Origin of the sequence: Curtobacterium sp. PhB25, assembly GCF_004365375.1 — a bacterium.
Classification (GTDB): domain Bacteria; phylum Actinomycetota; class Actinomycetes; order Actinomycetales; family Microbacteriaceae; genus Curtobacterium.
In genome coordinates, this window is the sequence record NZ_SODR01000011.1 from 56,113 (window position 1) to 79,416 (window position 23,304).

A 23,304-nucleotide genomic window follows, 5' to 3' on the forward strand; every position below is an offset into this window, starting at 1 on the left:
GGACGGGAGGCCCGTGGCGGTGTCGCCACGGGCCTCCCGTCCGCCGTCGGCGCGCGTGGTGCGCCTGGTGAGCAGCAATGGTCGGGTCCCGACGCGGGACCCGACCATTGCTGCTCACGATGCGCTCACGCGCACGCGGACTACTTCTTGGACGCCTGACGACGCTCGGCACGGTTGCCGGCCGCGGCAGCCTGGCCGGAGGCCGTGGCTGCGTTGCCGAACGCGGAGCCCTGCTCGGGCTCGGCAGCTGCCTCGGCCTCGGCCTGGGCCTGCTGCGCACGCGCCGTGGCGGCCTGCTCGAGGCGGCCCTTCTCGTCGCGCACCTCGACCTCGCCGTCGATCGACGGTGCCGAGTACTCGAGGCCGGAGACCTCGTCCTCGCCGAGACCCTTGGCCTCGATGACGGCGTTCTCGCCGTCGGACTGCACCTGGACCTCGAGGTTGAACAGGTAGCCGACCGACTCTTCGCGGATCTGGCCCATCATCGTCTGGAACAGCGCGTAGCCCTCGCGCTGGTACTCGACGAGCGGGTCACGCTGCGCCATCGCGCGGAGGCCGATACCGTCCTTGAGGTAGTCCATCTCGTACAGGTGGTCGCGCCAGCGGCGGTCGATCACCGACAGGACGACACGACGCTCGAGCTCGCGCATCGCCTCGTCGCCGAGGAGCTCCTCACGCGTGGAGTACGCCAGCTTGGCGTCGGAGAGGATCTCGCGGCCGAGGAAGTCCCGCGACGCCTTGCCCTTCGAGCCGGCCTCGGTGATGACCTCGTCGATGGAGATCGAGATCGGGTAGAGCGTGCCGAGCTCGGTCCACATGGCGTCGAGGTCCCAGTCGTCCGGCGAGCCCTCACCGGTGTGGGTGTCGATCACGTCGTCGATGACGGCCTTGAGGAACGACTGCGCACGGTCGTGCAGGTCGTCGCCCTCGAGGATGTGGCGGCGGTCGCTGTAGATCGCCTCGCGCTGCCGGTTCAGGACGTCGTCGTACTTCAGGACGTTCTTGCGGATCTCGGCGTTCCGGCCCTCGACCTGTGCCTGGGCGGAACGGATCGCGCGGCCGACGAGCTTGTTCTCGATCGCCAGGTCGTCCGGCACGTTCGAGCGGCCCATGAGGCTCTCGGCGGCACCGGAGTTGAACAGGCGCATGAGGTCGTCGGTGAGCGACAGGTAGAAGCGGCTCTCACCCGGGTCACCCTGACGACCGGAACGACCGCGCAGCTGGTTGTCGATGCGGCGCGACTCGTGGCGCTCGGTGCCGAGGACGTAGAGTCCACCGGCCTCGCGGACCTTGTCGCCTTCGACCTCGACCTCGGCCTTGACGCGGGCGAAGACCTCGTCCCACTCGGCTTCGTACTCGTCGGGGGTCTCGGTCGGCGACAGGCCCTTGGCGTGCATCTCCTGCACCGCCAGGAACTCGGAGTTGCCGCCGAGCATGATGTCGGTGCCTCGGCCGGCCATGTTCGTCGCGACGGTGACGGCGCCGAGGCGACCGGCCTGGGCGACGATCGCGGCTTCACGAGCGTGGTTCTTCGCGTTGAGGACCTCGTGCTTCACGCCCTTCTTGGCGAGGAGCTTCGACAGGTACTCGGACTTCTCGACGCTCGTGGTGCCGACGAGGACGGGCTGGCCCTGCTCGTGGCGCTCGGCGATGTCCTCGGCGACCTGCTCGAACTTCGACTTCTCGTTCTTGTAGACCAGGTCGGTCTGGTCGATGCGCTGCATCGGCTTGTTCGTCGGGATCGGGACCACGCCGAGCTTGTAGGTCGACATGAACTCGGCCGCTTCGGTCTCGGCGGTACCGGTCATGCCGGAGAGCTTCTGGTACAGCCGGAAGTAGTTCTGCAGCGTGACCGTGGCGAGGGTCTGGTTCTCCGCCTTGACCTCGACGTTCTCCTTCGCCTCGATCGCCTGGTGGATGCCCTCGTTGTAGCGACGGCCCATCAGGATGCGGCCGGTGTGCTCGTCGACGATGAGCACCTCGCCGTTCATCACGACGTAGTCCTTGTCGCGCTTGAACAGGGCGACGGCCTTGATGGAGTTGTTGAGGAACGAGATGAGCGGGGTGTTCGCCGACTCGTACAGGTTGTCGATGCCGAGGTAGTCCTCGACCTTCTCGATGCCGGGCTCGAGCACGCCGACGGTGCGCTTCTTCTCGTCGACCTCGTAGTCCTCGCCCGGGGTCAGGCGCTTGGCGATCGAGGCGAACTCCGTGAACCACCGGTTGGCCTCGCCCGAGGACGGGCCGGAGATGATGAGCGGCGTGCGGGCCTCGTCGATGAGGATCGAGTCGACCTCGTCGACGACGGCGAAGAAGTGGCCGCGCTGCACCATGTCGGAGGCCTGCCACGCCATGTTGTCGCGCAGGTAGTCGAAGCCGAACTCGTTGTTCGTGCCGTAGGTGATGTCCGCGGCGTACTGCTCGCGGCGCTCGGCCGGCGTCTGGTTGGCGATGATGCAGCCGGTCGTCATGCCGAGGGCACGGAAGACGCGGCCCATGATCTCGGACTGGTACGACGCCAGGTAGTCGTTGACCGTGATGACGTGCACGCCGCGCGACGGGATCGCGTTGAGGTACGCCGCCGTCGTCGCGACGAGGGTCTTGCCCTCACCGGTCTTCATCTCGGCGATGTTGCCGAGGTGCAGGGCCGCCCCGCCCATGAGCTGCACGTCGAAGTGCCGCATGCCGAGGGTGCGCTTCGCTGCTTCCCGCACGGCGGCGAACGCCTCGGGGAGCAGGTCGTCGAGGGTCTCGCCGTTGGCGTACCGCTCGCGCAGCTCCTTCGTCTCGTCCTGGAGTTCCTCGTCGGTGAGGCTCGAGAAGTCGTCCTCGAGGTCGTTGATCGCCGAGGCGTACGCCTTCAGCCGGCGGACGGTGCGTCCTTCGCCGATGCGGAGGACCTTCTCCAGCACGTTTGCCACGTGAGCTCCTTACGGGGTCGTCGTGCGCGACCTGCGCGCCCGATCGACCAGTCATGCTAGCAACCCCCCGGTGCCGTGCGCTGTGAGGGCTGTCGGTGTGGGGGCAGCGGTGTGCGCGGCCCGCGAACGGACCGCGCACACACGGGTCGGACGGTGTCCGCAGCGATCGCGTCAGGCGAGCGCCGCGGCCGGCTCGGCGTCCACCGACGCCGTGGCACCGGTCTGGTCGTCGATGCCGATCACGCCGTAGTCCCAGCCCTTGCGTCGGTAGACGACGCTCGGGCGGTGGGTCTCGGCGTCCACGAACAGGTAGAAGTCGTGTCCGACGAGCTCCATGAAGTACAGGGCGTCGTCGACGGTCATCGGCGCGGCCTCGAAGACCTTGTGCCGGATGACCACGGGGCTGTAGACCTCGTCGTCCTCGTCCTCCGGTGCGTCGGCGTCGACGACCGGGACCGCGCCGGTGGCGACGTCCTCGATGAGGCGGCCGTCAGCGGGGACCACCCCCATGCCGTCGAAACCACTGCCTGCGGCCTCGGCCACCGAGGTCGGGCGGTGACGACCGCGGTGCACCTTGCGCCGGTCACGAGCACGACGCAGCCGTTCCATGATGCGGGCGAAGGCGAGGTCGAAGGCGGCGTACTTGTCGGACGCCGCGGACTCCGCCCGCACGAGGGGCCCGGGACCGATGAGCGTCAGCTCGATGCGGTCCTCGCCCTGGCTGCCGCCCGACTTCTCGTGGTGGCGGCTGATGCGCACCTCGAAGGCGAGCGCACGGTCAGCGAGCACGTCGATCTTCTCGGACTTCTGTTCGACGTAGGTGCGGAATCGGTCGGTGACCCCGACGTTCCGGCCTGTGATCGTCACGTCCATGTCGCGGCTCCCATCGAGCTTCGGCGCGTCGCCTCCATCCGGCGAACCCGAACGCCTTGCCGCGAGGCTAGACCCGCCACAGGTCCCGCGTCACGGTGCGTCGGCGAGTCTGCCGGACACCCACCGGACGCACAGCGGTCACCCGGTGTTCACCGAGCCGTCAGTCCTCGACGCTCGCGACGGCCACGCACCGGACGACCCGGCCGCCCGCGGCGCGGACCGCCCGCACGCCCTCGGCCATCGTGACGCCGGTCGTCACGACGTCGTCCACGAGCACCACGTCCCGCCCGTCGACCCCGCACGCCCGCAGCGTCCCGACGGTCGCGGCGACCCGCTCGATCGCCGTCCGTTCCTTCTGACCCGGCCCCCCGCTCGCCGGTCCACCCCGGACCCGCACCCGTCGGAGCCGCCCGGTGCCACGGACGCCGCCGCGGGCGAGCAGCAGCACCACGGGGTCGAACCCCCGACGCCGTGCCCCCGCCCGCGACGGCGGGACCCGCAGCACGACGGTGTCCACGGGTGCCTCGGCGAGCGCGGCACGCACGAGCGAGCCGAAGCGAGCGCCGAGCGGTCGTGCGACGTCCACCCGACCGCGGAGCTTCAGCTCGAGCAGCAGGGTCCGGACGAGTCCCTCGTACTCGAAGGCGGCGTCGAGCCGCACGCCCGCGACGAGTCGGACCCGACGCGGGCGTCCGGCCAGGGCGGCGCGGCAGGCCCGGCAGAGCGCACGGTCGGGGCGTCCGCAGCCCAGGCACTCCACCGGCAGGAACAGGCCGAGCACCGCGAGCGCCGCGTCGCGCCACGGCGTGAGCGGGTCCTCGGTGCGCATGCGACGAGTGTGGTGGCGACCGCACGGCGGGCGTGCGCCGACATGGCGGACGGTGGACGGGCCTCCCGGCCGGGGTGGGTGTGGAGGGGTGACCGCGACGTCAGCGCTGGACGCCGAGCACGTCCGCGGTCACGCCGGTGGTGTCCCAACCGCCGCCGGTGGACTGCAGCACCGACCCGCTCGACATCCGGAGCAGCAGCGCACCACCGCTCCCGCCGCTGATCGAGGTCGCGCGACCGTCCGGCTTCGGCAGGGTGCTCGACTGCCCGCCGATCGTGGTCCGGACGACGTTCGGACCGGCCGTGGTCTGCCCGACCGACGCCACGTCGGTGTCGTTCACCCACGTCGCCCCGACGGCGTCGCCGGTGGCAGCCTGCACCCGCACGGCGGCGCCGAACGACGTCGGGGACCGGTCGGACCCGCGGATGATCGCCATCACGTACAGGCCGGGGCCGTCGGCGGTCTGGATCAGGGCGAGTGCCCGGGTCGAGTCGCGGGAGACCTGGAACGACACGAGGTCACCGCGCGGCAACGACGTCGCGACCTGGTGCGGGTCGCCGCCGAGGCCGTAGGCGGTGATCCGGCGGGTGTCCGACGACTGGCCGACCCAGACGAACCCGAGGTCGTCGATCGCGGGGGCGACGAGGTCCTCGCGGGCGTCGACGCGCAGGTGGTCGTCACCGCGGACGACGACGGCACCGTCGCGGTTGCCGACGGCGGCCGTGGTGCCGGAGGCGGACAGCGAGATCGAGGTCGGGTCGAGGCCGGCCACGGTGTCGCCGACGCCGCCGCCGAGCTTCGAGACCTTGCCGGTGCCCGAGGCCGCGTAGCCGACCACACCGTCCTCGTCGACGAGGGGGCGGGGGTCGACGTCCGGGTTCTGCTGCGCGTTCGCCCCGCTCGAGTCCGGGACGGACAGGCTCGCGCCCTCGATGGTCATCGACACCGACGAGATCGTGGCGACCGAGGCGAGCGACTTGCTCAGCTGCTCACGCATCCGGACGCGGTCGACGGTGCTGGCGCGCAGGGCGTCGCTGGACAGGTCGACGAGTGCCGTGCCGCTGTCGATGGTGACCGCGTTCAGGGAGAGCTGGGTGCCCTCGGGGAACGACGAGACCACGGCGCCCTTCAGCCAGTCGGCGGGACCGGCCATCAGGGCGCTGGCGATGCGGGTGCTGGTGGACGAGCGGGCGAGGAACCAGCGCTCGTCGGGCACGAGGAACCGGAACGTCGGGTCGTAGAAGTACAGGGCGTGCTGCTGGAAGACGGAGTCGAAGCTCACCGGGGACAGGATGATGCCGTCCGGGGCGTAGGCGATGCGCCACTCGCCGTCCTCGCGGGTGAACTGGAACGTCAGCGTGGACGAGGTCGGGCGGACCGCCTGGGTGTACTCCCCCTCGGAGTCGACGGTCGCGCTCGCGGTGAGCGTGTACGTCAGCTCGCGGTCGTCGGCGCGCTCGACGGTGCCGCTGCCGTCGCGGATCGTGACACCCTGCCGCGGGTTCCACTGCTGCGAGAAGTCCGAGGCGAGGAACTGCCGGGCGATGGCGTAGTTGTCCTGTGCGCCGGTGGCCGCCGCGATGAACCCGCGCAGGATCGCCGTCTGGTCGGAGCCGGTGATCGGCTTGTCCGGCCGGAAGTCGACGCCGGACAGCGACTCGTCCTTGATCGTCTGCCCGGTGCGGACGGCGCCGTCGACGGGGATGGCGGCGCAGGCGGTGAGCGCCAGCACACTGACGGCCGCCAACGCCGCGGCGACGACGTGCCGGAAGCGGGGACGGAGGCGGGGGCGCATCAGGACTCCTCTCGCACGGCGCGGGGGCCGTCGTACGACTCGTCGAGCTCGGGCAGCGGGATCGCCGACGTCGCGGCGGTGACCTGTTCGTTGCGGGGCAGCGTCAGCACGAAGGTCGATCCCTGACCGGGGCGCGACCACACGTCGATCCGACCACCGTGCAGCTTCGCGTCGCCCAGGCTGATCGCGAGACCCAGGCCGGTGCCGCCGATGGTGCGCTTGCGGCTCGGGTCGGCGCGCCAGAACCGGTCGAACACCCGTGCTGCGTCCTCCGGCGGCATGCCGACGCCCTGGTCGCGCACCGCGATGGCGACCGTGCGGGCATCGCTGTCGACGACGACCTGGACCGGCTTGGCGTCACCGTGCTCGATCGCGTTGCCGACCAGGTTGCGCAGGATGCGACGCACGCGCTTGGCGTCGAGCCGCATCGTGGTGTGGCCGCCGGGTGTGGCGAGCTGCAGGTCGATGCCGGCGCGTTCGGCCAGGGGGCGGAACTCCTCGACGATGTCCGCGGCGAGCGCCGCCGGCACCGACGGCTCGGTGTCGAGCTGCACGGCCTGCGCGTCGTAGCGGGAGATCTCGAGCAGGTCGGCGAGCAGCAGCTCGAACCGCTCCACCTGGGCGTGCAGGAGCTCGGCCGAGCGCCCGACCGAGGGCTCGAACGCGTGCCGCGAGTCGAAGAGCATGTCGCCGGCGAGCCGGATGGTGGTGAGCGGCGTGCGCAGCTCGTGGGACACGTCGGACACGAAGCGCTGCTGCACGCGGGAGAGCTCGGCGAGCTGGGTGATCTGCCGGCTGACGGCCTCGGCCATGCCGTTGAAGCTCCGCGCGAGGGTCGCCAGGTCGTCCTGGCCGCGCACCGGGATGCGTTCGTCGAGGCGTCCGGCCGCGATCTTGCGGCTCGTCTCCGCTGCCTCGCGGATCGGGACGACGACCAGCCGCACGACGAGCGAGGTCACCAGGGCGATGAGCACCATGAGCGCGACGCCGCCGATCGAGAGCGTCTGCGACACGAAGTCGAGGGTCTGCTGGGCATCGGACAGGTCGTAGACCAGGTACAGCTCGTACTGGCCGGCGCTCGGGATCTGCAGCGTCGAGCCGACGGCCAGCCCGGGCACGCGGCGGCCGTCGTCGTCGAGCTGCACCGGCTGCAGGCTGAGCTTGCCGGTGTTCGCGCCGACCTCCTTGCGCAGGGCGTCCGTGATGACGGCGTCCGGGAAGTCCTGGCTCGCGATGGTCTGCAGCGTCTGCGGGGTGGACTGGTCCGGGCTCCGCTCGATCGCGATGCTCGTGCCGCCGGGGCTCGTCGTGTTCGACAGGATCGCCTGCTGCGCCTCGTTCTGCAGCGTCTCGAGCTCGGATTGGTTGTTGTCCTCGGCCGCGGTGGCGGCGTCGAAGATCCCCTGCGCGACGATGGTCGCGCGGGCCGACTCGGACTCGATCTGGTCGCGGCGCTGCGAGTAGACGTTCGTCGAGATGCTCACCATGACGGCGGTGCCGATGATCCCGACCGCCAGTCCGGTCGTCATCACGGTGATGGCGACCGAGCGGAACATCAGGGACCGGCGCCACACGTACGCGACGGGCCGCCAGCCACGGCGGACCCAGCGGCGCATCCGTCGTCGGCCACGGCCGACCACCCCGATCGACACGGTGGCCGTGCCGGGGGCGGCACCGGCTGCCGTGCCGGGAGTGGTGCCGGCGGGCGGGGCGGGCGGCACGGTGGTCAGGCTCCTCCGGCCCGGTACCCGACGCCGCGGACCGTGGTGACGGTCTTCGGGTTGTCCGGGTCGTGCTCGATCTTCGCGCGCAGGCGCTGGACGTGCACGTTCACCAGGCGGGTGTCGGCCTTGTAGTGGTAGCCCCAGACCTGCTCGAGCAGCATCTCGCGGGTGAAGACCTGGTTCGGCTTCTCGGCGAGCGCGCGGAGCAGGTCGAACTCGAGCGGGGTGAGCGCGATGACGGTGTCGCCGCGGCGGACCTCGTGCCCGGCGACGTCGACCGTCACGTCACCGACGTGCAGCACCGTGGCGTCGGTGGCGCTCGGCCGCAGCCGCGTGCGGATGCGGGCGACGAGCTCCTTCGGGTTGAACGGCTTGACGACGTAGTCGTCGGCACCGTTCTCGAGGCCGAGGACGACGTCGGCGGTGTCGCTCTTGGCGGTGAGCATGATGATCGGCGTGCCGCTCTCGGCACGGATGCGCTTGCAGACCTCGATGCCGTCGATGCCCGGGAGCATCACGTCGAGCAGGACGAGGTCCGGCTTCGTGCTGTGGAACGCGTCGACGGCGTCGTTGCCGTCAGCGCTGAACTCGGGTTCGTAGCCCTCCGAGCGGAGGACGATGCCGATCATCTCGGCGAGGGCCTGGTCGTCGTCGACGACGAGGATGCGCGGTGTCATGTGATGTGGACTCCGTGTGGCGTGCGGGTGGTGCCGGGTCGGCACGTGTCCCCACACGATAGCCGAGGCCCCGTCACGCGGCGTTTTCCGCCAGGATGGAGGTGTACCGCGCGTCGCAGCGCGGACCGACACGACGAAGGGGGCCGAGGTCATGTCCGATTGGCAGACGCCTGGCGGTGGTCAGCAGGGGGCCGGGCAGCAGGGCGCCGGGCAGCAGGGCGCGTGGCAGGGACAGCCGGGAGGCCCGCCCCGCTTCTCCGCGCCGCCGCCGCCCGCCCCGGGGCCGGGTCGACCCCCCGGCGGTCGTGCGCCGTCCGGCTCGCGTCCGGTGATCCCCCTGCGGCCGCTCGGGTTCGGTGACGTGCTCGGCGGCGCCTTCACGGTCTTCCGCCGCAACGCCCGCGTCCTGCTGCTCTGGAGCGTGCTGCTGAGCGGCGTGCTCGGGCTGCTCTCCACCCTCGTCAGCACGTTCGGCCAGCAGGCGCTGCAGTCGCGGATGATGACGGCGTTCGACGGCAGCGGTGGTGGCGACACGATCGTCGCGGGCTCGGTGACGCTGTGGATCCTGCTGACGATCGGCCTGCCGTTCCTGGCGTACCTCGGGCGCGGCTTCCTGGTGGCACCGGTCGCCGCGGACACCGGCCAGCGGGTGCTCGGCCGTCGCGCGACCTTCCGGGGGCTCTGGGCGTTGCTCGCCGGGCGGCGGTGGCCGGTCGTCGGGTGGATGTTCGTGCAGATCGGCGCGGGGCTCGTCGTCGGGATCATCGTCGCGGTGGTGTTCTTCGGGTTCTTCGCGGCGCTCGGTGCCGGGGACGCCGGCGCCGGGTGGTTCGTCCTGGCGGTCTTCGTGATGGTGCTCGGCTTCGGTGTCGTGCTGACGTGGCTCGGCATCCGGTTCGCCTTCACCGTGCCGACCATCGCGCTCGAGGGCCGACCGGTCTTCGCCGCCGCCGCGCAGTCGTGGCGGCTCACCCGCGGGGCGTTCTGGCGGACCTTCGGCATCCTGCTGCTCGTGCAGGTGATGTTCGGCGTCGCGGCCTCGATCGCCACGGCGCCGCTCACCATCGGGGCCGTGCTCGTCGGCGGCGTGTTCGACCCGCTCGGGCAGACCGACGCGTCCTCGGGCATCGGTGCGGGCGCCCTCGTCCTGATCGTCATCGGCAGCCTGCTCGCGATCGCGGTGCAGTGCGTCACCGACGTGCTGAGCGCGGCGGTCGTCACCTTCCTGACCATCGACCGGCGGATCCGGACCGAGGCCCTCGACCAGCGCATCGCGTCGCACCTCGACACCGGGCAGCCGGCCGACCCGTTCGCACCGTCCGCGCCGGTCTCCCGACCGCCGTGGCCGCCGCAGCAGTGGGCCGGGCAGCAGCAGCCGCAGCAGTGGCCCGGACAGCCCCCGCAGGCGTGGCCCGGACAGCAGCAGGCGCAGCAGCCCTGGCCCGGACCGCAGCAACCGTGGCCGCAACAACCGCAACACCCGCAGCAGCAGGGGCAGCACCGCCCGCCGGACGGGACCGCATGACCGCGGTCGACCCCGACGAGGCCCGCCGCCTGCTCGAACGCGAACTCGACCGGCCCGCGTACGACGGCGCCCACGTGACGTGGTGGGACCGCGCGTCACGGACGTTCCTGGACTGGCTCGGGTCCCTCCGCGCCGACGGACTCGACTCCCCCGTCGCGGCCCGCACGGCCCTGGTGATCGCGATCGTGGTGCTCGTCGCCGTCGTCGTGCTCGTCGTCGTGGCCCGCGGGCTCCCCCGACGTCGTGCACGCAGCGGCGCGGACGACGCCGGCGGGGTGTTCGACGACGACGACCTCCGGTCCGCCCGGGAACTGCTCGACGCCGCACAGTCCGCGATCCGCCGGGGCGACTGGTCGGCGGCGGTCCTCGACGGCTTCCGGGCGGCCGCCCGCGGCCTCGGCGAGCGCGACCTGGTCCCGGACGTCCCCGGGGCCACCGCACGCACCATCGCCGCCCGCGCAGCCGTGCCCTTCCCCGCCGAGGCCCCGGCGCTCGACGACGCGGCGACGGCCTTCGACGCCGTCCGCTACCTCGGGCTCGACGCCGACGAGGCCACCGCTCGCCGGGTCCTCGACACCGAGCGTGCCGTGCGCCAGGCTCGTCCGGCCAGGTCCTCCGGGCCGGTGGTACCGGCATGACCGCCAGCACCGCCACCGCCGCCGTGCCGCGCACGGGTGCGCCGTCGCCGGACCAGCCAGAGGGCCGCCGGCTCCGGGTCGGCTTCTGGGTCGCGATCGTGCTCGTCGGGCTCGTGCTCGCCGTGCTCACCGCCGTGGTGCAGGGCGCCGAGGGCCCGGACCGCCGGCCGCTCGACCCCACCTCGACCACCGCGAGCGGATCGGCGGCGCTGGTCCGTGTCCTGGAGCAGCGTGGCACCTCCGTCCGGGTGACCGACCGGGCTGACGGGATCGACGGTGGCACGGTGTTCGTCGACGACTCCGACGGCGTCCTCGACCCAGGCGTCGCCGAGCGCATCGCCCGGACCGCCGAGCACGTGGTCCTGGTGGGCGTCGACTCCACGCCGTTCACGTCGTTCGGCCTCGACGTCACCACGGCCACCGCGCCCGAGGGCGACGACACCGTGTCCACCGCGTCCTGTGCGATCCCGGCCGCGGCGTCGGCTGCGCGGGTGTCCACCGCCGGGTACGGCTACACGGTGGACGACCCCGACGCGGACCGCTGCGCGCCGTCCGGCAGCGGCGACGACCGAGCCTGGGGACTCGTCCGCACGGCGACGCCCGGCGGCGACGTCACCCTCGTCGGCACCACGTCGGCGTTCCGCAACGACACGATCACGACCGCCGGGAACGCCGCGCTCGCCCTCGGGCTGCTCGGCTCGGACGACCGCCTCACCTGGTACACGCCGACCGTCGGCGCCCCCGACGCCGCCCCGACCCTCGGCGAGCTCGCGCCGCCGTGGGTGCCGAGCGGCCTCGCGCTGCTCGCCCTGGTGGCCGTCGCCGCCGCGGTGTGGCGGGGCCGACGTCTCGGGCCGCTCGTCGTCGAACGGATGCCCGTCGTGGTGCGCGCCGCCGAGACCACCGAGGGCCGGGCCCGGATGTACGCGCGCACCCACGACCGCACGCACGCCCTGGACACCCTCCGCGTCGCCGCGGTGCGCCGGATCGGCCGGCTGCTCGGACTCCCCCGGTCCGCGCACGTCGACGACGTCGTCCGCGCAGCGGCCCGCGCCACCGGCATCCCGCACGACCGCGTCGGCGCCGTCCTCGTCGGCGGTCCGACCTCCGACGACCGTGCCCTCGTCGACGGCACGAGGGCACTCGACGACCTCGAACGGGCCGTCCGACGATCCACCTCGGGCGACCGTCCCAGCACCGACCAAGACCGACCAGGAGCACGACCGTGACCGACCTGCCAGCTGCCCCCGACCAGCACGTCCCAGCACCGGGCGACCGCGCCCCGCACGACCGGAACCAGCACGACCCCGGGCTCCGCGACGCCTTCGGGCGGGTCCGGGCCGAGGTCGCCAAGGCCGTCGTCGGGCAGGAGGGCGCGGTGTCCGGCATGATCGTCGGACTCCTGGCGCAGGGGCACGTGCTGCTCGAGGGCGTGCCCGGCGTCGCCAAGACCCTGCTCGTCCGCAGCCTGGCCGCCGCGATGTCCCTCGACACGAAGCGGATCCAGTTCACGCCGGACCTGATGCCCGGCGACGTGACCGGTTCGCTCGTGTACGACGCCTCCACCGGCACGTTCCCGTTCCGCGAGGGCCCCGTCTTCACGAACGTGCTGCTCGCCGACGAGGTGAACCGCACACCCCCGAAGACCCAGTCCGCCCTGCTCGAGGCGATGGAGGAACGCCAGGTCAGCGTCGACGGCGACGCCCGGCTGCTGCCCGACCCGTTCTTCGTCGCCGCGACCATGAACCCGATCGAGTTCGAGGGCACCTACACGCTCCCCGAGGCGCAGCTCGACCGCTTCCTGGTGAAGCTGACGCTCGACATCCCGCCGCGCGACGTCGAGTGGCAGGTCCTCCGCCGGCACGCCGACGGCTTCGTGCCGCGGGACGTCCGGTCGGCGGGCATCACCCCCGTGGTCGGCGTCGACGAGGTCCTCGCCGCGCAGCGCGCCGTCCGGGCCGTCGGTGCCCGTGACGACGTGCTGGCGTACATCGTCGACCTCGCCCGCGCCACCCGTCAGGCACCGTCCGTCCGCGTCGGGGTCAGCCCGCGCGGTGCGACGGCCCTGCTCGCCGCCGCGAAGGCCTGGGCGTGGCTCACCGGCTACGACGCCATCACGCCCGACCACGTGCAGGCGATGGCCCTGCCGGTCTGGCGGCACCGGCTCCGGGTGGCCGCCGACGCCGAGCTCGAGGGCGTCGGCGCCGACGGGGTGCTCCAGCAGGTGCTCGAGCAGGTGCGGGTGCCGATCTAGTGGCGGTCTCCGGCCGGTTCGTCGCGCTGCTCGCCGTCGCCATCGTGCCCACCGTGCTGCTCGCCAGCGGGTGGGCCGGCCTGGCGTGGGTCGTCGTCGTGCTGCTCGCCGCGGCCCTCGACGTCCTGCTCGCCGCCGACCTGGCACGCGTGCGGGTCGAACGGCGGATGCCGCGACTGGCCCGTCGGGACAGCACCGCCGACGGCACGCTCGTGCTCGCGAACGACGGCGGGCGGGTGCTCCGGGGCATCGTCCGCGACATGTGGGAGCCCTCGGCCGGACACCGGCCGCGCCGGGTCCGGATGACGGTGCCCGCGGGCGAACGACGGACCGCCCGCATGCGGTTCACCCCGTTCCGCCGCGGTCGACGCCGCACGGCCGGCGTCGCGGTCCGGGCGTTCGGTCCGCTCGGTCTCGCCGCCCGGCAGCGGGTCGTCACGGCGCCGGGCGAACTCGTCGTCACCCCGCCGTTCCGCTCGCGACGGCACCTGCCGTCACGGCTGGCCCGGCTGCGCGAACTCGACGGTGAGACCACCCTGCAGCTCCGCGGCCACGGCACCGAGTTCGACTCGCTGCGCGACTACGTCCGGGGCGATGATGTCCGCTCCATCGACTGGCGAGCGACCGCCCGACGGCAGGACCTCGTGGTCCGCACCTGGCGCCCGGAGCGCGACCGTCGGGTCGTGGTCGTCGTCGACGCCGGACGCGCCGGCGCCGGACGGGTGGCCGACGAACCGCGCCTCGACACCTTCATCGAGTCCGCACTGCTCCTCGGCGCCCTGGCCGCGGCCGCCGGCGACCGGGTCGACCTGGCGGTCCTCGACGACACCGTCCACGACCGTGTGCACGGGGCGACCCGCACCGACGTGGTCCAGCGCTTCGGCGAGGCCCTCGCGATGGCGGAACCCGGACTCGCCGCGACCGACTGGTCCGCCGTGCCGGCGCTCGTCGACTCGATCACGACCTCACGGGCGCTCGTCGTGCTGGCGTCGAGCCTCGACTCGGTCGGTGCCTCCGGCGACCTGCTGGCGGTGCTGCCCCGGCTCACCCGGCGGCACGCCGTCGTGGTGACGAGCATCGAGGACCCGGCGGTGCAGCGGACCGCGCGCGGCGGGGTGGACCCGGCCACGACGATCCGCACCGCGCGGGGCGGACGCGTGCCGGGCCTCCCCACCGGCGCGGAGCGCGACGTGTACCGGCGGGCAGCCGCCGAACGCACCCTGCTCGATGCCGACGGCGTCGCCGACGTCGCACGCCGGAGTGGCGCCGAGGTCGTCCGTGGCGCACCGGAGGACGTCCCACCGCTCGTGGCCGACGCCTACCTGCGCGCGAAGGCGACCGGCCGGCTCTGAGACCGGGCGGACGCTACCCGGCGACCAGCGCGGAGGTGCCGCGCTCGAACTCGTCGAGGTCGCCGCGCTCCCCGGCCCGGTACGCGCGACCGCCGAGCACCCACTGGTACGCCAGGACCGCAGCGAGGGCGATCGTCCCGATGCCGATCTTGACCGGCCACGGCCAGTCCTGACGGGTGACGATGCCCTCGACCAGGCCGGACAGCAGCAGCGTCAGCGTCAGGCCGACCGCGATCGTGATGAGGGCACGGCCGTCCTCGGCGAGGGCCTGCGCGCGGGTCCGGTGCGGCCCCGGAGCGACCCACGACCAGAAGATCATCAGGCCCGCCCCGCCGGCGAGGAAGACCGAGTACAGCTCGAGCTGACCGTGCGGGGCGATGTAGAGGAAGAAGTCGCCCAGGCGGCCCTGCGAGTGCATGATCGCCGCGGAGACCCCGAGCCCGACGGCGTTCTGCATGATCGAGAACGGCACGAAGACGCCCGTGATGCCGAACGCGACCATGGTGGCCGCGATGTAGGCGTTGTTCGTCCACACCTGCGCCGTGAACGCGCCCAGGCCGTGGTCGGAGTAGTAGTCGACGAAGTCCTGCGTGGCGTACTGGCGGAGCGCCTCCGGCGTGCCGAAGGTCGCCGTCGCCCCCGGTGTCGTCGTGATCCAGACGGCCACGATCGCGCCGATCGCGACGGTGGCCAGCGCCACCCAGATCGTCACCCAGCGGATCCGGTACAGCGCCGCGGGCAACTGCCGGGTGAAGAACAGGGCGACCGCGGTGAGCGGGTCGACCGGGGTGCCGGTGAAGCGCAGGCGGGCGCGGTACAGGGTGAGGGACAGCCGGTCGCCGGTCGCGGTGCGGGGTGCGGCGCCGCGGATGCGGGCGAGGTCCGTCGCGGCGGCCTGGTAGCCGGAGACGAGCTGGTCGACGTCGGCACCGGTGGTGTGCCGGGCGCGCGCGAGGCGGTCGAGCTCCTGCCACCGGTCGCGGTGCACCTCGGCGTAGGCGTCCAGGTCCACGTGTTCCCCCTCGTGTCGGCCGACTTCCGACAGAATGATCCCATGTCGAAGCCCCGCACGCCGCGCGACCTCGCCGATGCCCGGTTCTCGCTCGCCCTGGACGAGACCGCCGACGAGCTCGTGGTCGGCGAGGCGGTCGCGCTCGACGTGCAGCCGGCCGGACTCGTCCTGCGGTTGGCGTCGGCGCTCCTCGACGGGGTGTGCCTGCTCGTCCTGTACCTGCTGCTCATGTTCGGGGTGTCCCGGCTGTGGCCGAGCGGCCTCGACGAGGCGTGGGGTGCCGCGCTGAGCATCGCCCTGTTCGTCGCCGTGCTCGTGCTGGTGCCGGCCGCCGTCGAGACGGTGACCCGGGGCCGCAGCGTCGGCCGGTACGCCGTCGGCACGCGGGTCGTCCGGGTCGACGGCGGTGCGATCGGGTTCCGGCACGCGTTCACCCGCGCGCTCGTCGGGCTGTTCGAGCTGTGGATGACGTTCGGGTCGGTGGCACTGCTCGTGGCGTTGTTCGGCAGTCGTCCGCGGCGCCTCGGGGACCTGCTCGCCGGCACCGTCGTGCAGCACGAGCGGCTGCCGAAGCAGCGCGACCCCCAGGTGGTGCTGCCACCCGAGCTGACGGCCTGGGCCACGGTCGCGGACGTCTCGGCGCTGCCGCAGCGACTCGAGAACCGGCTCGGCGCGTTCTTCCGCGGGGCCGCCGTGATGCGCCCCGAACTCCGCGAGTCCGCCGCCCGTGCGCTGGCCGCGGACGTCGCACCCTTCGCCCACCCGGTGCCGCCGGTGCCCGCCGAGGTGTTCCTCGCCGGGGTGGTCGTGCTGCGCCGTGGGCGGGACGTGCAGGCGCTGCGCTCCCGCGTCGGGTTGCTCACCGAGGCTGGAGCGTCGGCGTCGGCGCGGCCCCCGGGCTTCCCGCGCTAGCGCGCTGCGCGCGCCCGGCTCCTGCCGAACGACACCTCCCGCACGGAACCAGGTTCCGGACACAACACCGCGACATCACGCGGTGCTGTGTCCGGAACCTGGTTCCGCGGGGCCGCAGCGCGCCGCCGGCCGCCCGACCGGCTCAGTACCGGTAGTGCTCGGGCTTGAAGGGGCCCTCGACCGGCACGCCGATGTACGCCGCCTGCTCCGGGCGCAGCGTCGTCAACTCCACCCCGAGGGCGTCGAGGTGCAAGCGCGCGACCTTCTCGTCCAGGTGCTTCGGCAGCACGTAGACACCGGTCGGGTACTCGTCACGACGGGTGTGCAGCTCGATCTGCGCCAGGACCTGGTTCGTGAACGAGTTGCTCATCACGAACGACGGGTGCCCGGTGGCGTTGCCGAGGTTCATCAGCCGCCCCTCGGACAGCACCAGGATCGAGCGGCCCGTCGGCAGGCGCCACTCGTGCACCTGCGGCTTGATCTCGACCTTCTCCACGCCGGGCAGCGACTCGAGCCCGGCCATGTCGATCTCGTTGTCGAAGTGGCCGACGTTGGCGACGATCGCCAGGTGCTTCAGCCCGAGCATCTCGTCGACGCCCACGACGCCGAGGTTGCCCGTGCACGTGATGACCATGTCGACGGTCTCGATGACGTCGGCCAGACGGGCCACCTGGTAGCCGTCCATCGCGGCCTGCAGCGCGCAGATCGGGTCGACCTCGCTGACGATGACGCGGGCGCCCTGGCCGCGCAGTGCCTCCGCCGCACCCTTGCCGACGTCGCCGTACCCGACCACGAACGCGACCTTGCCGCCCATCAGGACGTCGGTCGCACGGTTCAGACCGTCGGGAAGGGAGTGGCGGATGCCGTACTTGTTGTCGAACTTCGACTTCGTCACGGAGTCGTTCACGTTGATCGCGGGGAACCGCAGCTGTCCGTTGCGCGACAGCTCGTACAGGCGGTGCACGCCCGTGGTGGTCTCCTCGGTGACGCCCTCGATGTCCGCGGCGATGCGGGTCCAGCGGTCGGAGGACGTCTCGAGCGACGCCGCGACGGTGTCGAGCACGATCTTCCACTCGGCACTCGCATCGGCAGCGGCGACCGGGGCAGCACCGGCAGCTTCGGCGTCGGCTCCGGTGTGCACGAGCATGGTGGCGTCACCGCCGTCGTCCAGGATCAGGTTCGGACCGGCCCACTCGGCTCCGACGGCAGCGGCCTCGGCGGTCCAGTCGAAGATGCGGCTGGTGCACCACCAGTACTCCTCGAGCGTCTCGCCCTTCCACGCGAACACGGGGACGCCGGCTGGTGCGTCCGGCGTGCCGGTCGGGCCGACCGCGATCGCCGCGGCGGCTTCGTCCTGCGTGGAGAAGATGTTGCAGCTCGCCCACCGCACCTGCGCACCGAGGGCGACGAGCGTCTCGATCAGGACGGCCGTCTGCACCGTCATGTGCAGCGACCCGGCGATGCGCGCACCGGCCAGCGGCTGCGACGCACCGAACTCCTCGCGCAGGGCCATCAGGCCCGGCATCTCGTTCTCGGCGAGGCGGATCTGGTGACGGCCCGCCTCGGCGAGCGAGAGGTCGGCGACGCGGTACGGTGCTGCGGTCTGGGCTTCGGTGGGCATGCCCATCAGTCTTCCATGCCGGGAGGCGCGGGTCCCCAGCCGACGTCGGTCACGTTCCACGGGCCTCCCGTCCACCGCCGCTGGTGCGTCGCGGACGCGAGCCGTCAGTCGGTCTCGCGCTGCAGCGGCTCGCGCCGCACCACCTGCCAGCCGCGCGGGACGCGCAGGCCGGCCGCGTGCCGGGCGCAGAGGTCGTAGCCGTGCGGTTCGACCCGCGTGGAGAGCGGCCCGACGACGACCATGGAGTCCCCGTAGTCGTATGTCAGGGTCGCCGAAGCGCTCGCGGCGCACGCGACCTTGCTGCAGATCCTCACGTCCATGTCGTCAGGGAGCCTAGCGGAGCGCGCACGAGCGACCGGAGCGACCGGGAGTGACGACGGCACGCGTACGATGTGGGGATGCGTCGCAAGCCCCGCCTCGTCACTCCGGTCGACCGCGGTCGAGGCCGGTCCCGGCACGGACGCGGCGGGCGGTCGAGCGTGACCGGTCCCGAGCTCGCACCGATCACCACCCGCGCCGAGGCCTTCGACCGCATCGTCGGCGACAGCGCCCACTACCTGATCGGGCTCTGGCCCGACGAGCTGTCGGGCGTGGTGTTCCAGGTGGCCGACATGCCGACCGACGCCACCCTGCCCGACGCGATGCCCCGCTGGCGCATCGACCGCGACACCCGCAGGGTCACCGTGTTCCGGATCCCCGTCGAGCGGGTGAACCGCAGCCCCGAGAAGGACGACGCGGACCGGCGGATCATCATCGAGACGGCCGTGTTCCGCGCCGTCGGCGAGCTGATCGGCAAGGACCCGTGGGACCTGGCGCCGGACCGCTACCGCCACTGGTGACGACGCGGCACCCGGGGGCACCGCACCGACGTCACCGTCAGGGGTAGACGCGGACCGGCGTGGACACCTGGGTGGACGGTCGGACCGGGAAGCCGGCGATGCCGTCGTCCCCGCGGTAGGTCACGCCCACCACGACCCCTTCGGCGCCGGAGATCGAGAGCTGCTTCGCGGTCTGCACGGGCATGGTGGCGGTGGCACCCGACAGCACCCTGATGGTGCGCTTCTCGTCGCCGGAGCGGATCGTGATTGAACGGTCCTCACGCGTCGGGTTCACGAAGTTCATGCGGACGCCCTCCCCCGGTGCCACCGCGGTGATGACCTGGTCACCCAGGGGCTCGGCCGAGGCGAACCAACCGAGGTCACTGTTGCCGTCAGCCGTCGGTGAGGTCGTGCGGGCACCGGCGACGACGGGCTGCGTCGACGTGACGGTGAACGAGTAGCGGCCGTCCGGGAAGTCGTCGAGCGCGACGTCGGTCACGACCCCGGGCTCGGCGGTGGCGTTCACGGTCGTGCCGCCGCCGTCCGCCGTGCTGATGCCGAGCGTGACGCGTGCCGACTCGGTACCGGGGACGAACAGCCGGACGACGGGGGCTGCGTCCGCCGTGTCGTCACCGCGCTGTGCCTCCTGCGCGCCGGCGAGCACGACGCCGGGGATGACCTGCGACCGCGAGGGGGCGGCGCCGCCGGAGACGATGTCGTAGCCACCGGGGGTGAGCGTGCGGACGACGGTCTCCTGCATGTGGGCGACGATCTGCCCGCCCGAGGACGACACGTGCACGACGGTGGATCCCTGGTCGGACACGAAGCCGGACAGCGGGACGACCTTCTGGGTGTTCGGGGCGACGACGATGCCGGTCGTGCCGGGGGCGCTGACCGTGCCGGTGCCGTCGTAGATCGCCAGGTCGACGGTGGCGTTCACGTCGGTCGGGTTCGACAGGGTGACGAGGCTGGTGCGCCCGGTCTCGGTCGAGCCGCCGACGAGCCAGGTCGACTGCGAGGGGTCGTCGCACGACGCCGCGCCGGCTCCGACCAGGTCGCCGCTGGAAACGCTCTGGTAGCTGCTGCCCGCGACCTGCGGTGTCGTGTCGCCCGCGGGGGCGGTGAGCAGGCGCGGGTCGCTGCCGCCGGTGGACGACGGGTCGAGCGAGGTCCGCTCGACGGTCGAACCGGTCGTCGCCGTGGCCACGGTCGCCGCCCCGACGGTGCTCGCCTGGGTGGCGTCGTTGCCGGAGTCGTCGGACAGCCGCAGGGCGCTGCCGGCGCAGACGCGCTCGGCGTCGGCGGGCACCGGGGTGACGGTCCGGCCGGCCGGGCGACCCGGTTCGGCCGCGGTGCCGTAAGCGTGCGCGGCCGTGACGGCGCCGGCAGCGACGACGACGGCGATCGCGGTCGCGGTGCCGCGGACGACCCAGCGTCGGACGGAGCGGGTGGTGGTGCTCATTCGTCGCGCTCCTCGTCGAAGGTGGTCGCGGGTTCCTCGGCCTCGATGACGTTCGAGGTGGCGCGGCGACGGCGCGGGGCCGTCGGCACGGCGAGCAGGGCGGCCGCACCGAACACCACGCCGAGCACGACCAGGTACAGGACGTGCGTGGCACGGGCGGCGGCGGACCCGGTGGTGGTCCGGTCGACGTCGCCCTCGTAGTGGAACAGCTGGCCGTTCGTGGTCTCACCGATGCTCGTGAAGAGCGCGTTCTGCCCGATCGCGCCAGCGGCACGGTCGTGCACGGTCTGCGCCTCGGGGTCGTCACCGGGGTCGTCGAGCAGGACGAAGCTGATGCCGAGTTCCTGCAGTGCCGGCCGGGGGTCGTAGCCGCTGCGGCTCGCCAGGTTGCCGGCGAGCGTCGTCAGCCGGGCGCCGGAGTCGCTCAACCGCAGGGCGGTGGCGTCGAGGGTCGACTGGTCGTCGAGGGTGGCACCCTGGCCGCGTTCGAGCGCGACCGCGAGCGACCCGTCGTCCTGCGGCACCACGACGAGCGTGCCGACGTCGGGGTTCGCCTGCGCCTCGGCGTTCACGTACGCGCTGAGCACCCGGCCGGTGGTCGGCTGGATGGCGGCGTTGCCGAGGTAGAACGCGGCGAAGGCGGGGGCCACCGCGACACCGGCGAGCACCGTCGCGACGAGTCCCGTGACCGGTGCGGCCTTGGGCAGCACGTCGATCCCGATGCAGGCAGCGACCACGATCGCGAGCCAGTACACCGACAGCCCGCTGCCCGGCCACACGATGGTGGTGGTCGACCCGACGCCGGTGACGGTCACGTGGGTGGCGGCGAACGCGGTGCCGAAGCCCAGCAGTGCGACGACGAGCGCCGAGCCGGCGACGGCCCAGCGGTGTCCGAGCATCGCGCCGATCGCCGCGGCGGCGATCGGGACGGCCAGGACGGCCATCACGATCGGCAGCCACGTGCCGACGGCGGCGAGCCCGGACGTGGCGGGCAGCCACCCGCTCCAGTCCGGCAGCGGCTGACCGATGGCCAGCTGCAGCGCGGACGGCGCACGCGTGGCGGACGGGACGCCGGGGTCCGCGAAGACGGCGAGGACGTTGCCGCGTGCGACCTGGGCGAGGACGAGCGGCAGGAAGAGCACCGCGGTCGGCACCGGGATGAAGGCCCGACGGTGTGCACGGCGCCACCCGACGACGAGCGCGACGAGCCACCCGATCAGCAGGACCGGCAGCAACGACGGCGCCGAGGCCGCCACGACCGCGAACAGCAGCGAAGCGCCCGAGGCCCAGGCCCACGAGCGGTGCGCCTCGAGCACGGCGACGAACAGCCACGGCAGCACCAGGTGCGCGATGACGGCGCCGAGGTGGCCCGTCGTGACCGCGCCGACGAGCGAGGGCGCGATGGCGTACAGCGCGGCACCGATCACCGGCACCCACTTGCGTGTGGTGACCTTGCGGACCGCGAACCAGGCGCCGAGGGCGGAGACCGGGAACGCGACGAGCATCACGAGCACGACGGACGTCGAGGGCGACCAGAACACGATCGACCCGAGGACCGCCAGCACGGCGGCGAACGGGTCGGACGGCCCGGTGAACCCGGTGCCGAGCGAGTGCCAGCCGTACCCGACGTTCTGCCAGAGCTGCCCGACACTCGTGCTGAGGGGCAGCAGGCCGCCGCCGGTCAGCGCCGGTGAGCCGAGCAGGGGGTAGAGCGTGACGACGCTCAGGACGGCCGCGGCCAGCACGACCCAGATCCCGCCGTCGCCGAGGAACGACGCCCGCGCGATCGGGGCGTCCTCGACCCGGGCGAGTTCGACGTCGCGCGAGGTGGTGCGGTGCTCGTGCACCCGACGCCAGCTGACCCGGAGCGGTTCGACGGCGGCCCAACCGAGCTTCTTCGTGCGGGCGAGGTTCCTGCGCGCCCGACCGGTGCCTCCGCCGAAGGCCACCGCGAACGCCGCGGCGAGCTCGGGGACGACGGCCGCGGGGTGCTTGGCGACGAGGTGGCCGACCGCCCGGCCGAGCGCGAAGGGGACGAGGGTGAGCCAGTGCAGCCAGAGCAGTCCGCCCGGCGCGTAGGTCATCCGGCGGTGCAGCTGCGCCTGCCGGTGCATGCGGACACGGCGGGCCTCGGAGACGCGCTTGCGGCCGAACTCCTCGACCGGACCGGCGGTGGTGACCTTCGCCTCGGGGACCACGGCGACGCGGTGCCCGGCCAGGCGCACCCGGACGCAGAAGTCGAGGGCGGCGTCGACGTCGGGCAGCGCCGGGTCGAAGCCGGCGAGCTCGGTCCACACCGAGCGGCGCACGAGCATGCCGCCGGCGGCGACGCCGAGCACGTCGGTGTGCCGGTCGTGCTGGCCCTGGTCGAGCTCGTCCTGCACGAGACCGATCGATCGGCCGAAGCGCGTCATGCTCTCGCCGAACGCGCGGATGAGCGAGGGGTCGTCGTCGGCGACGAGCTTCGGGCCGGCCACGACCACGGACGGCGCGATCTCGACGGCGGAGAGCAGGTCGGCGAGCGCGGTCGGCGACGGCGCGTTGTCGTGCCCGAGCAGCCACAGCCACTCGTCGACGGGCTCGTCCACGACGGCGGGCGGGGCCTCGCGCTCCCCGCGGGCGACGGCCTCGCCGAAGGGGCGTCCGGCCGGCAGGCGCAGGAGTTCGGCGGACCCGCCGAAGGACAGGCCCGCGGTGGAGCCGTCGGTCGATCCGACGTCGACGACCACCAGGTTCTCGGGGTGGCGGGTCTGGGCCGCGAGTGCGTCCAGGGTCCGGTCGAGGTGGGCCGCTCCGTTGGCGGCGACGAGGATCGCGGTGACTCTGGGCTGCATGACGGGCGTCACTCTACGGTCTGGAGGCACGGCGTCCGCTGCGGCCGGCGGCGCGCC

18 protein-coding genes are annotated in these 23,304 nt (G+C 72.9%); 7 read left to right on the forward strand and 11 right to left on the reverse strand.

Features of this window, described 5'->3' with window-relative positions; genetic code table 11:
- Positions 1 to 140: 140 nt before the first annotated feature.
- The 6 genes from secA to mtrA form a co-directional block, all read right to left on the reverse strand.
- A complete protein-coding gene (gene secA / locus EDF51_RS18050) occupies positions 141 to 2,921 on the reverse strand; it encodes a preprotein translocase subunit SecA (RefSeq protein ID WP_123938737.1) in 2,781 nt (926 codons plus the stop codon).
- A 171-nt stretch (positions 2,922 to 3,092) separates the two neighbouring features.
- A complete protein-coding gene (raiA, locus tag EDF51_RS18055) occupies positions 3,093 to 3,794 on the reverse strand; it encodes a ribosome-associated translation inhibitor RaiA (RefSeq protein ID WP_134195913.1) in 702 nt (233 codons plus the stop codon).
- 160 nt (positions 3,795 to 3,954) lie between these two features.
- Positions 3,955 to 4,623 (reverse strand): phosphoribosyltransferase family protein, encoded by a 669-nt coding sequence (locus EDF51_RS18060; protein WP_131845587.1) that lies wholly within the window; start codon positions 4,621 to 4,623, stop codon positions 3,955 to 3,957.
- Positions 4,624 to 4,723: 100 nt separating this feature from the next.
- Positions 4,724 to 6,418 (reverse strand): GerMN domain-containing protein, encoded by a 1,695-nt coding sequence (locus EDF51_RS18065; RefSeq protein WP_131845588.1) that lies wholly within the window; start codon positions 6,416 to 6,418, stop codon positions 4,724 to 4,726.
- Positions 6,418 to 8,139, reverse strand: coding sequence for an MtrAB system histidine kinase MtrB (gene mtrB / locus EDF51_RS18070; protein WP_243649914.1), 1,722 nt, complete (start codon positions 8,137 to 8,139; stop codon positions 6,418 to 6,420). The genes EDF51_RS18065 and mtrB overlap by 1 nt, the downstream gene beginning before the upstream one ends.
- Positions 8,140 to 8,144: 5 nt before the next feature.
- Complete coding sequence (gene mtrA / locus EDF51_RS18075; RefSeq protein ID WP_123292246.1) at positions 8,145 to 8,819, reverse strand: MtrAB system response regulator MtrA; 675 nt, start codon at positions 8,817 to 8,819, stop codon at positions 8,145 to 8,147.
- Between the two features lie 151 nt (positions 8,820 to 8,970).
- Here mtrA and EDF51_RS18080 point away from each other — a divergent pair, with 151 nt between their 5' ends.
- Genes EDF51_RS18080 through EDF51_RS18100 form a run of 5 tightly spaced genes read left to right on the forward strand, consistent with a single transcriptional unit; the run spans position 8,971 to position 14,588 of the window.
- Positions 8,971 to 10,344 (forward strand): glycerophosphoryl diester phosphodiesterase membrane domain-containing protein, encoded by a 1,374-nt coding sequence (locus EDF51_RS18080; RefSeq protein WP_131845589.1) that lies wholly within the window; start codon positions 8,971 to 8,973, stop codon positions 10,342 to 10,344.
- A complete protein-coding gene (locus tag EDF51_RS18085) occupies positions 10,341 to 10,982 on the forward strand; it encodes a DUF4129 domain-containing protein (RefSeq protein WP_131845590.1) in 642 nt (213 codons plus the stop codon). The genes EDF51_RS18080 and EDF51_RS18085 overlap by 4 nt, the downstream gene beginning before the upstream one ends.
- Positions 10,979 to 12,211, forward strand: coding sequence for a DUF4350 domain-containing protein (locus EDF51_RS18090; protein ID WP_134195915.1), 1,233 nt, complete (start codon positions 10,979 to 10,981; stop codon positions 12,209 to 12,211). Before EDF51_RS18085 ends, EDF51_RS18090 begins: the two co-directional genes overlap by 4 nt.
- Positions 12,208 to 13,236, forward strand: a complete 1,029-nt coding sequence (locus tag EDF51_RS18095; protein ID WP_131845592.1) for a MoxR family ATPase — start codon at positions 12,208 to 12,210, stop codon at positions 13,234 to 13,236. Before EDF51_RS18090 ends, EDF51_RS18095 begins: the two co-directional genes overlap by 4 nt.
- Positions 13,236 to 14,588: a DUF58 domain-containing protein gene (locus EDF51_RS18100; RefSeq protein ID WP_131845593.1), complete on the forward strand. Its 1,353-nt coding sequence runs from the start codon at positions 13,236 to 13,238 to the stop codon at positions 14,586 to 14,588. The genes EDF51_RS18095 and EDF51_RS18100 overlap by 1 nt, the downstream gene beginning before the upstream one ends.
- Before the next feature lie 13 nt (positions 14,589 to 14,601).
- Here the strand turns inward: EDF51_RS18100 and EDF51_RS18105 are convergent, their stop codons facing one another.
- Positions 14,602 to 15,600, reverse strand: coding sequence for a stage II sporulation protein M (locus EDF51_RS18105; protein WP_131845594.1), 999 nt, complete (start codon positions 15,598 to 15,600; stop codon positions 14,602 to 14,604).
- 42 nt (positions 15,601 to 15,642) lie between these two features.
- On the opposite strand from EDF51_RS18105, the gene EDF51_RS18110 reads away from it, so the two are divergent.
- Positions 15,643 to 16,512: an RDD family protein gene (locus EDF51_RS18110; RefSeq protein ID WP_131845595.1), complete on the forward strand. Its 870-nt coding sequence runs from the start codon at positions 15,643 to 15,645 to the stop codon at positions 16,510 to 16,512.
- A gap of 142 nt (positions 16,513 to 16,654) precedes the next feature.
- On the opposite strand, the gene ahcY is transcribed toward EDF51_RS18110, so the two are convergent.
- Both ahcY and EDF51_RS18120 read right to left on the reverse strand, forming a co-directional pair.
- Positions 16,655 to 18,133 (reverse strand): adenosylhomocysteinase, encoded by a 1,479-nt coding sequence (gene ahcY / locus EDF51_RS18115; RefSeq protein ID WP_134195917.1) that lies wholly within the window; start codon positions 18,131 to 18,133, stop codon positions 16,655 to 16,657.
- 104 nt (positions 18,134 to 18,237) lie between these two features.
- Positions 18,238 to 18,453, reverse strand: coding sequence for a DUF3499 family protein (locus EDF51_RS18120; RefSeq protein ID WP_111085977.1), 216 nt, complete (start codon positions 18,451 to 18,453; stop codon positions 18,238 to 18,240).
- 78 nt (positions 18,454 to 18,531) lie between these two features.
- Between EDF51_RS18120 and EDF51_RS18125 the strand changes: the two genes are divergently transcribed.
- Positions 18,532 to 18,972 (forward strand): metallopeptidase family protein, encoded by a 441-nt coding sequence (locus EDF51_RS18125; RefSeq protein ID WP_123938728.1) that lies wholly within the window; start codon positions 18,532 to 18,534, stop codon positions 18,970 to 18,972.
- Positions 18,973 to 19,009: 37 nt separating this feature from the next.
- Here EDF51_RS18125 and EDF51_RS18130 read toward each other — a convergent pair whose 3' ends face one another.
- Positions 19,010 to 20,413 carry a DUF5719 family protein gene (locus EDF51_RS18130; protein WP_134195919.1) on the reverse strand — a complete coding sequence of 468 codons (1,404 nt, stop codon included), beginning with the start codon at positions 20,411 to 20,413 and terminating at the stop codon, positions 19,010 to 19,012.
- Complete coding sequence (locus EDF51_RS18135) at positions 20,410 to 23,247, reverse strand: glycosyltransferase family 2 protein (protein WP_134195921.1); 2,838 nt, start codon at positions 23,245 to 23,247, stop codon at positions 20,410 to 20,412. The genes EDF51_RS18130 and EDF51_RS18135 overlap by 4 nt, the downstream gene beginning before the upstream one ends.
- Positions 23,248 to 23,304 lie beyond the last annotated feature (57 nt).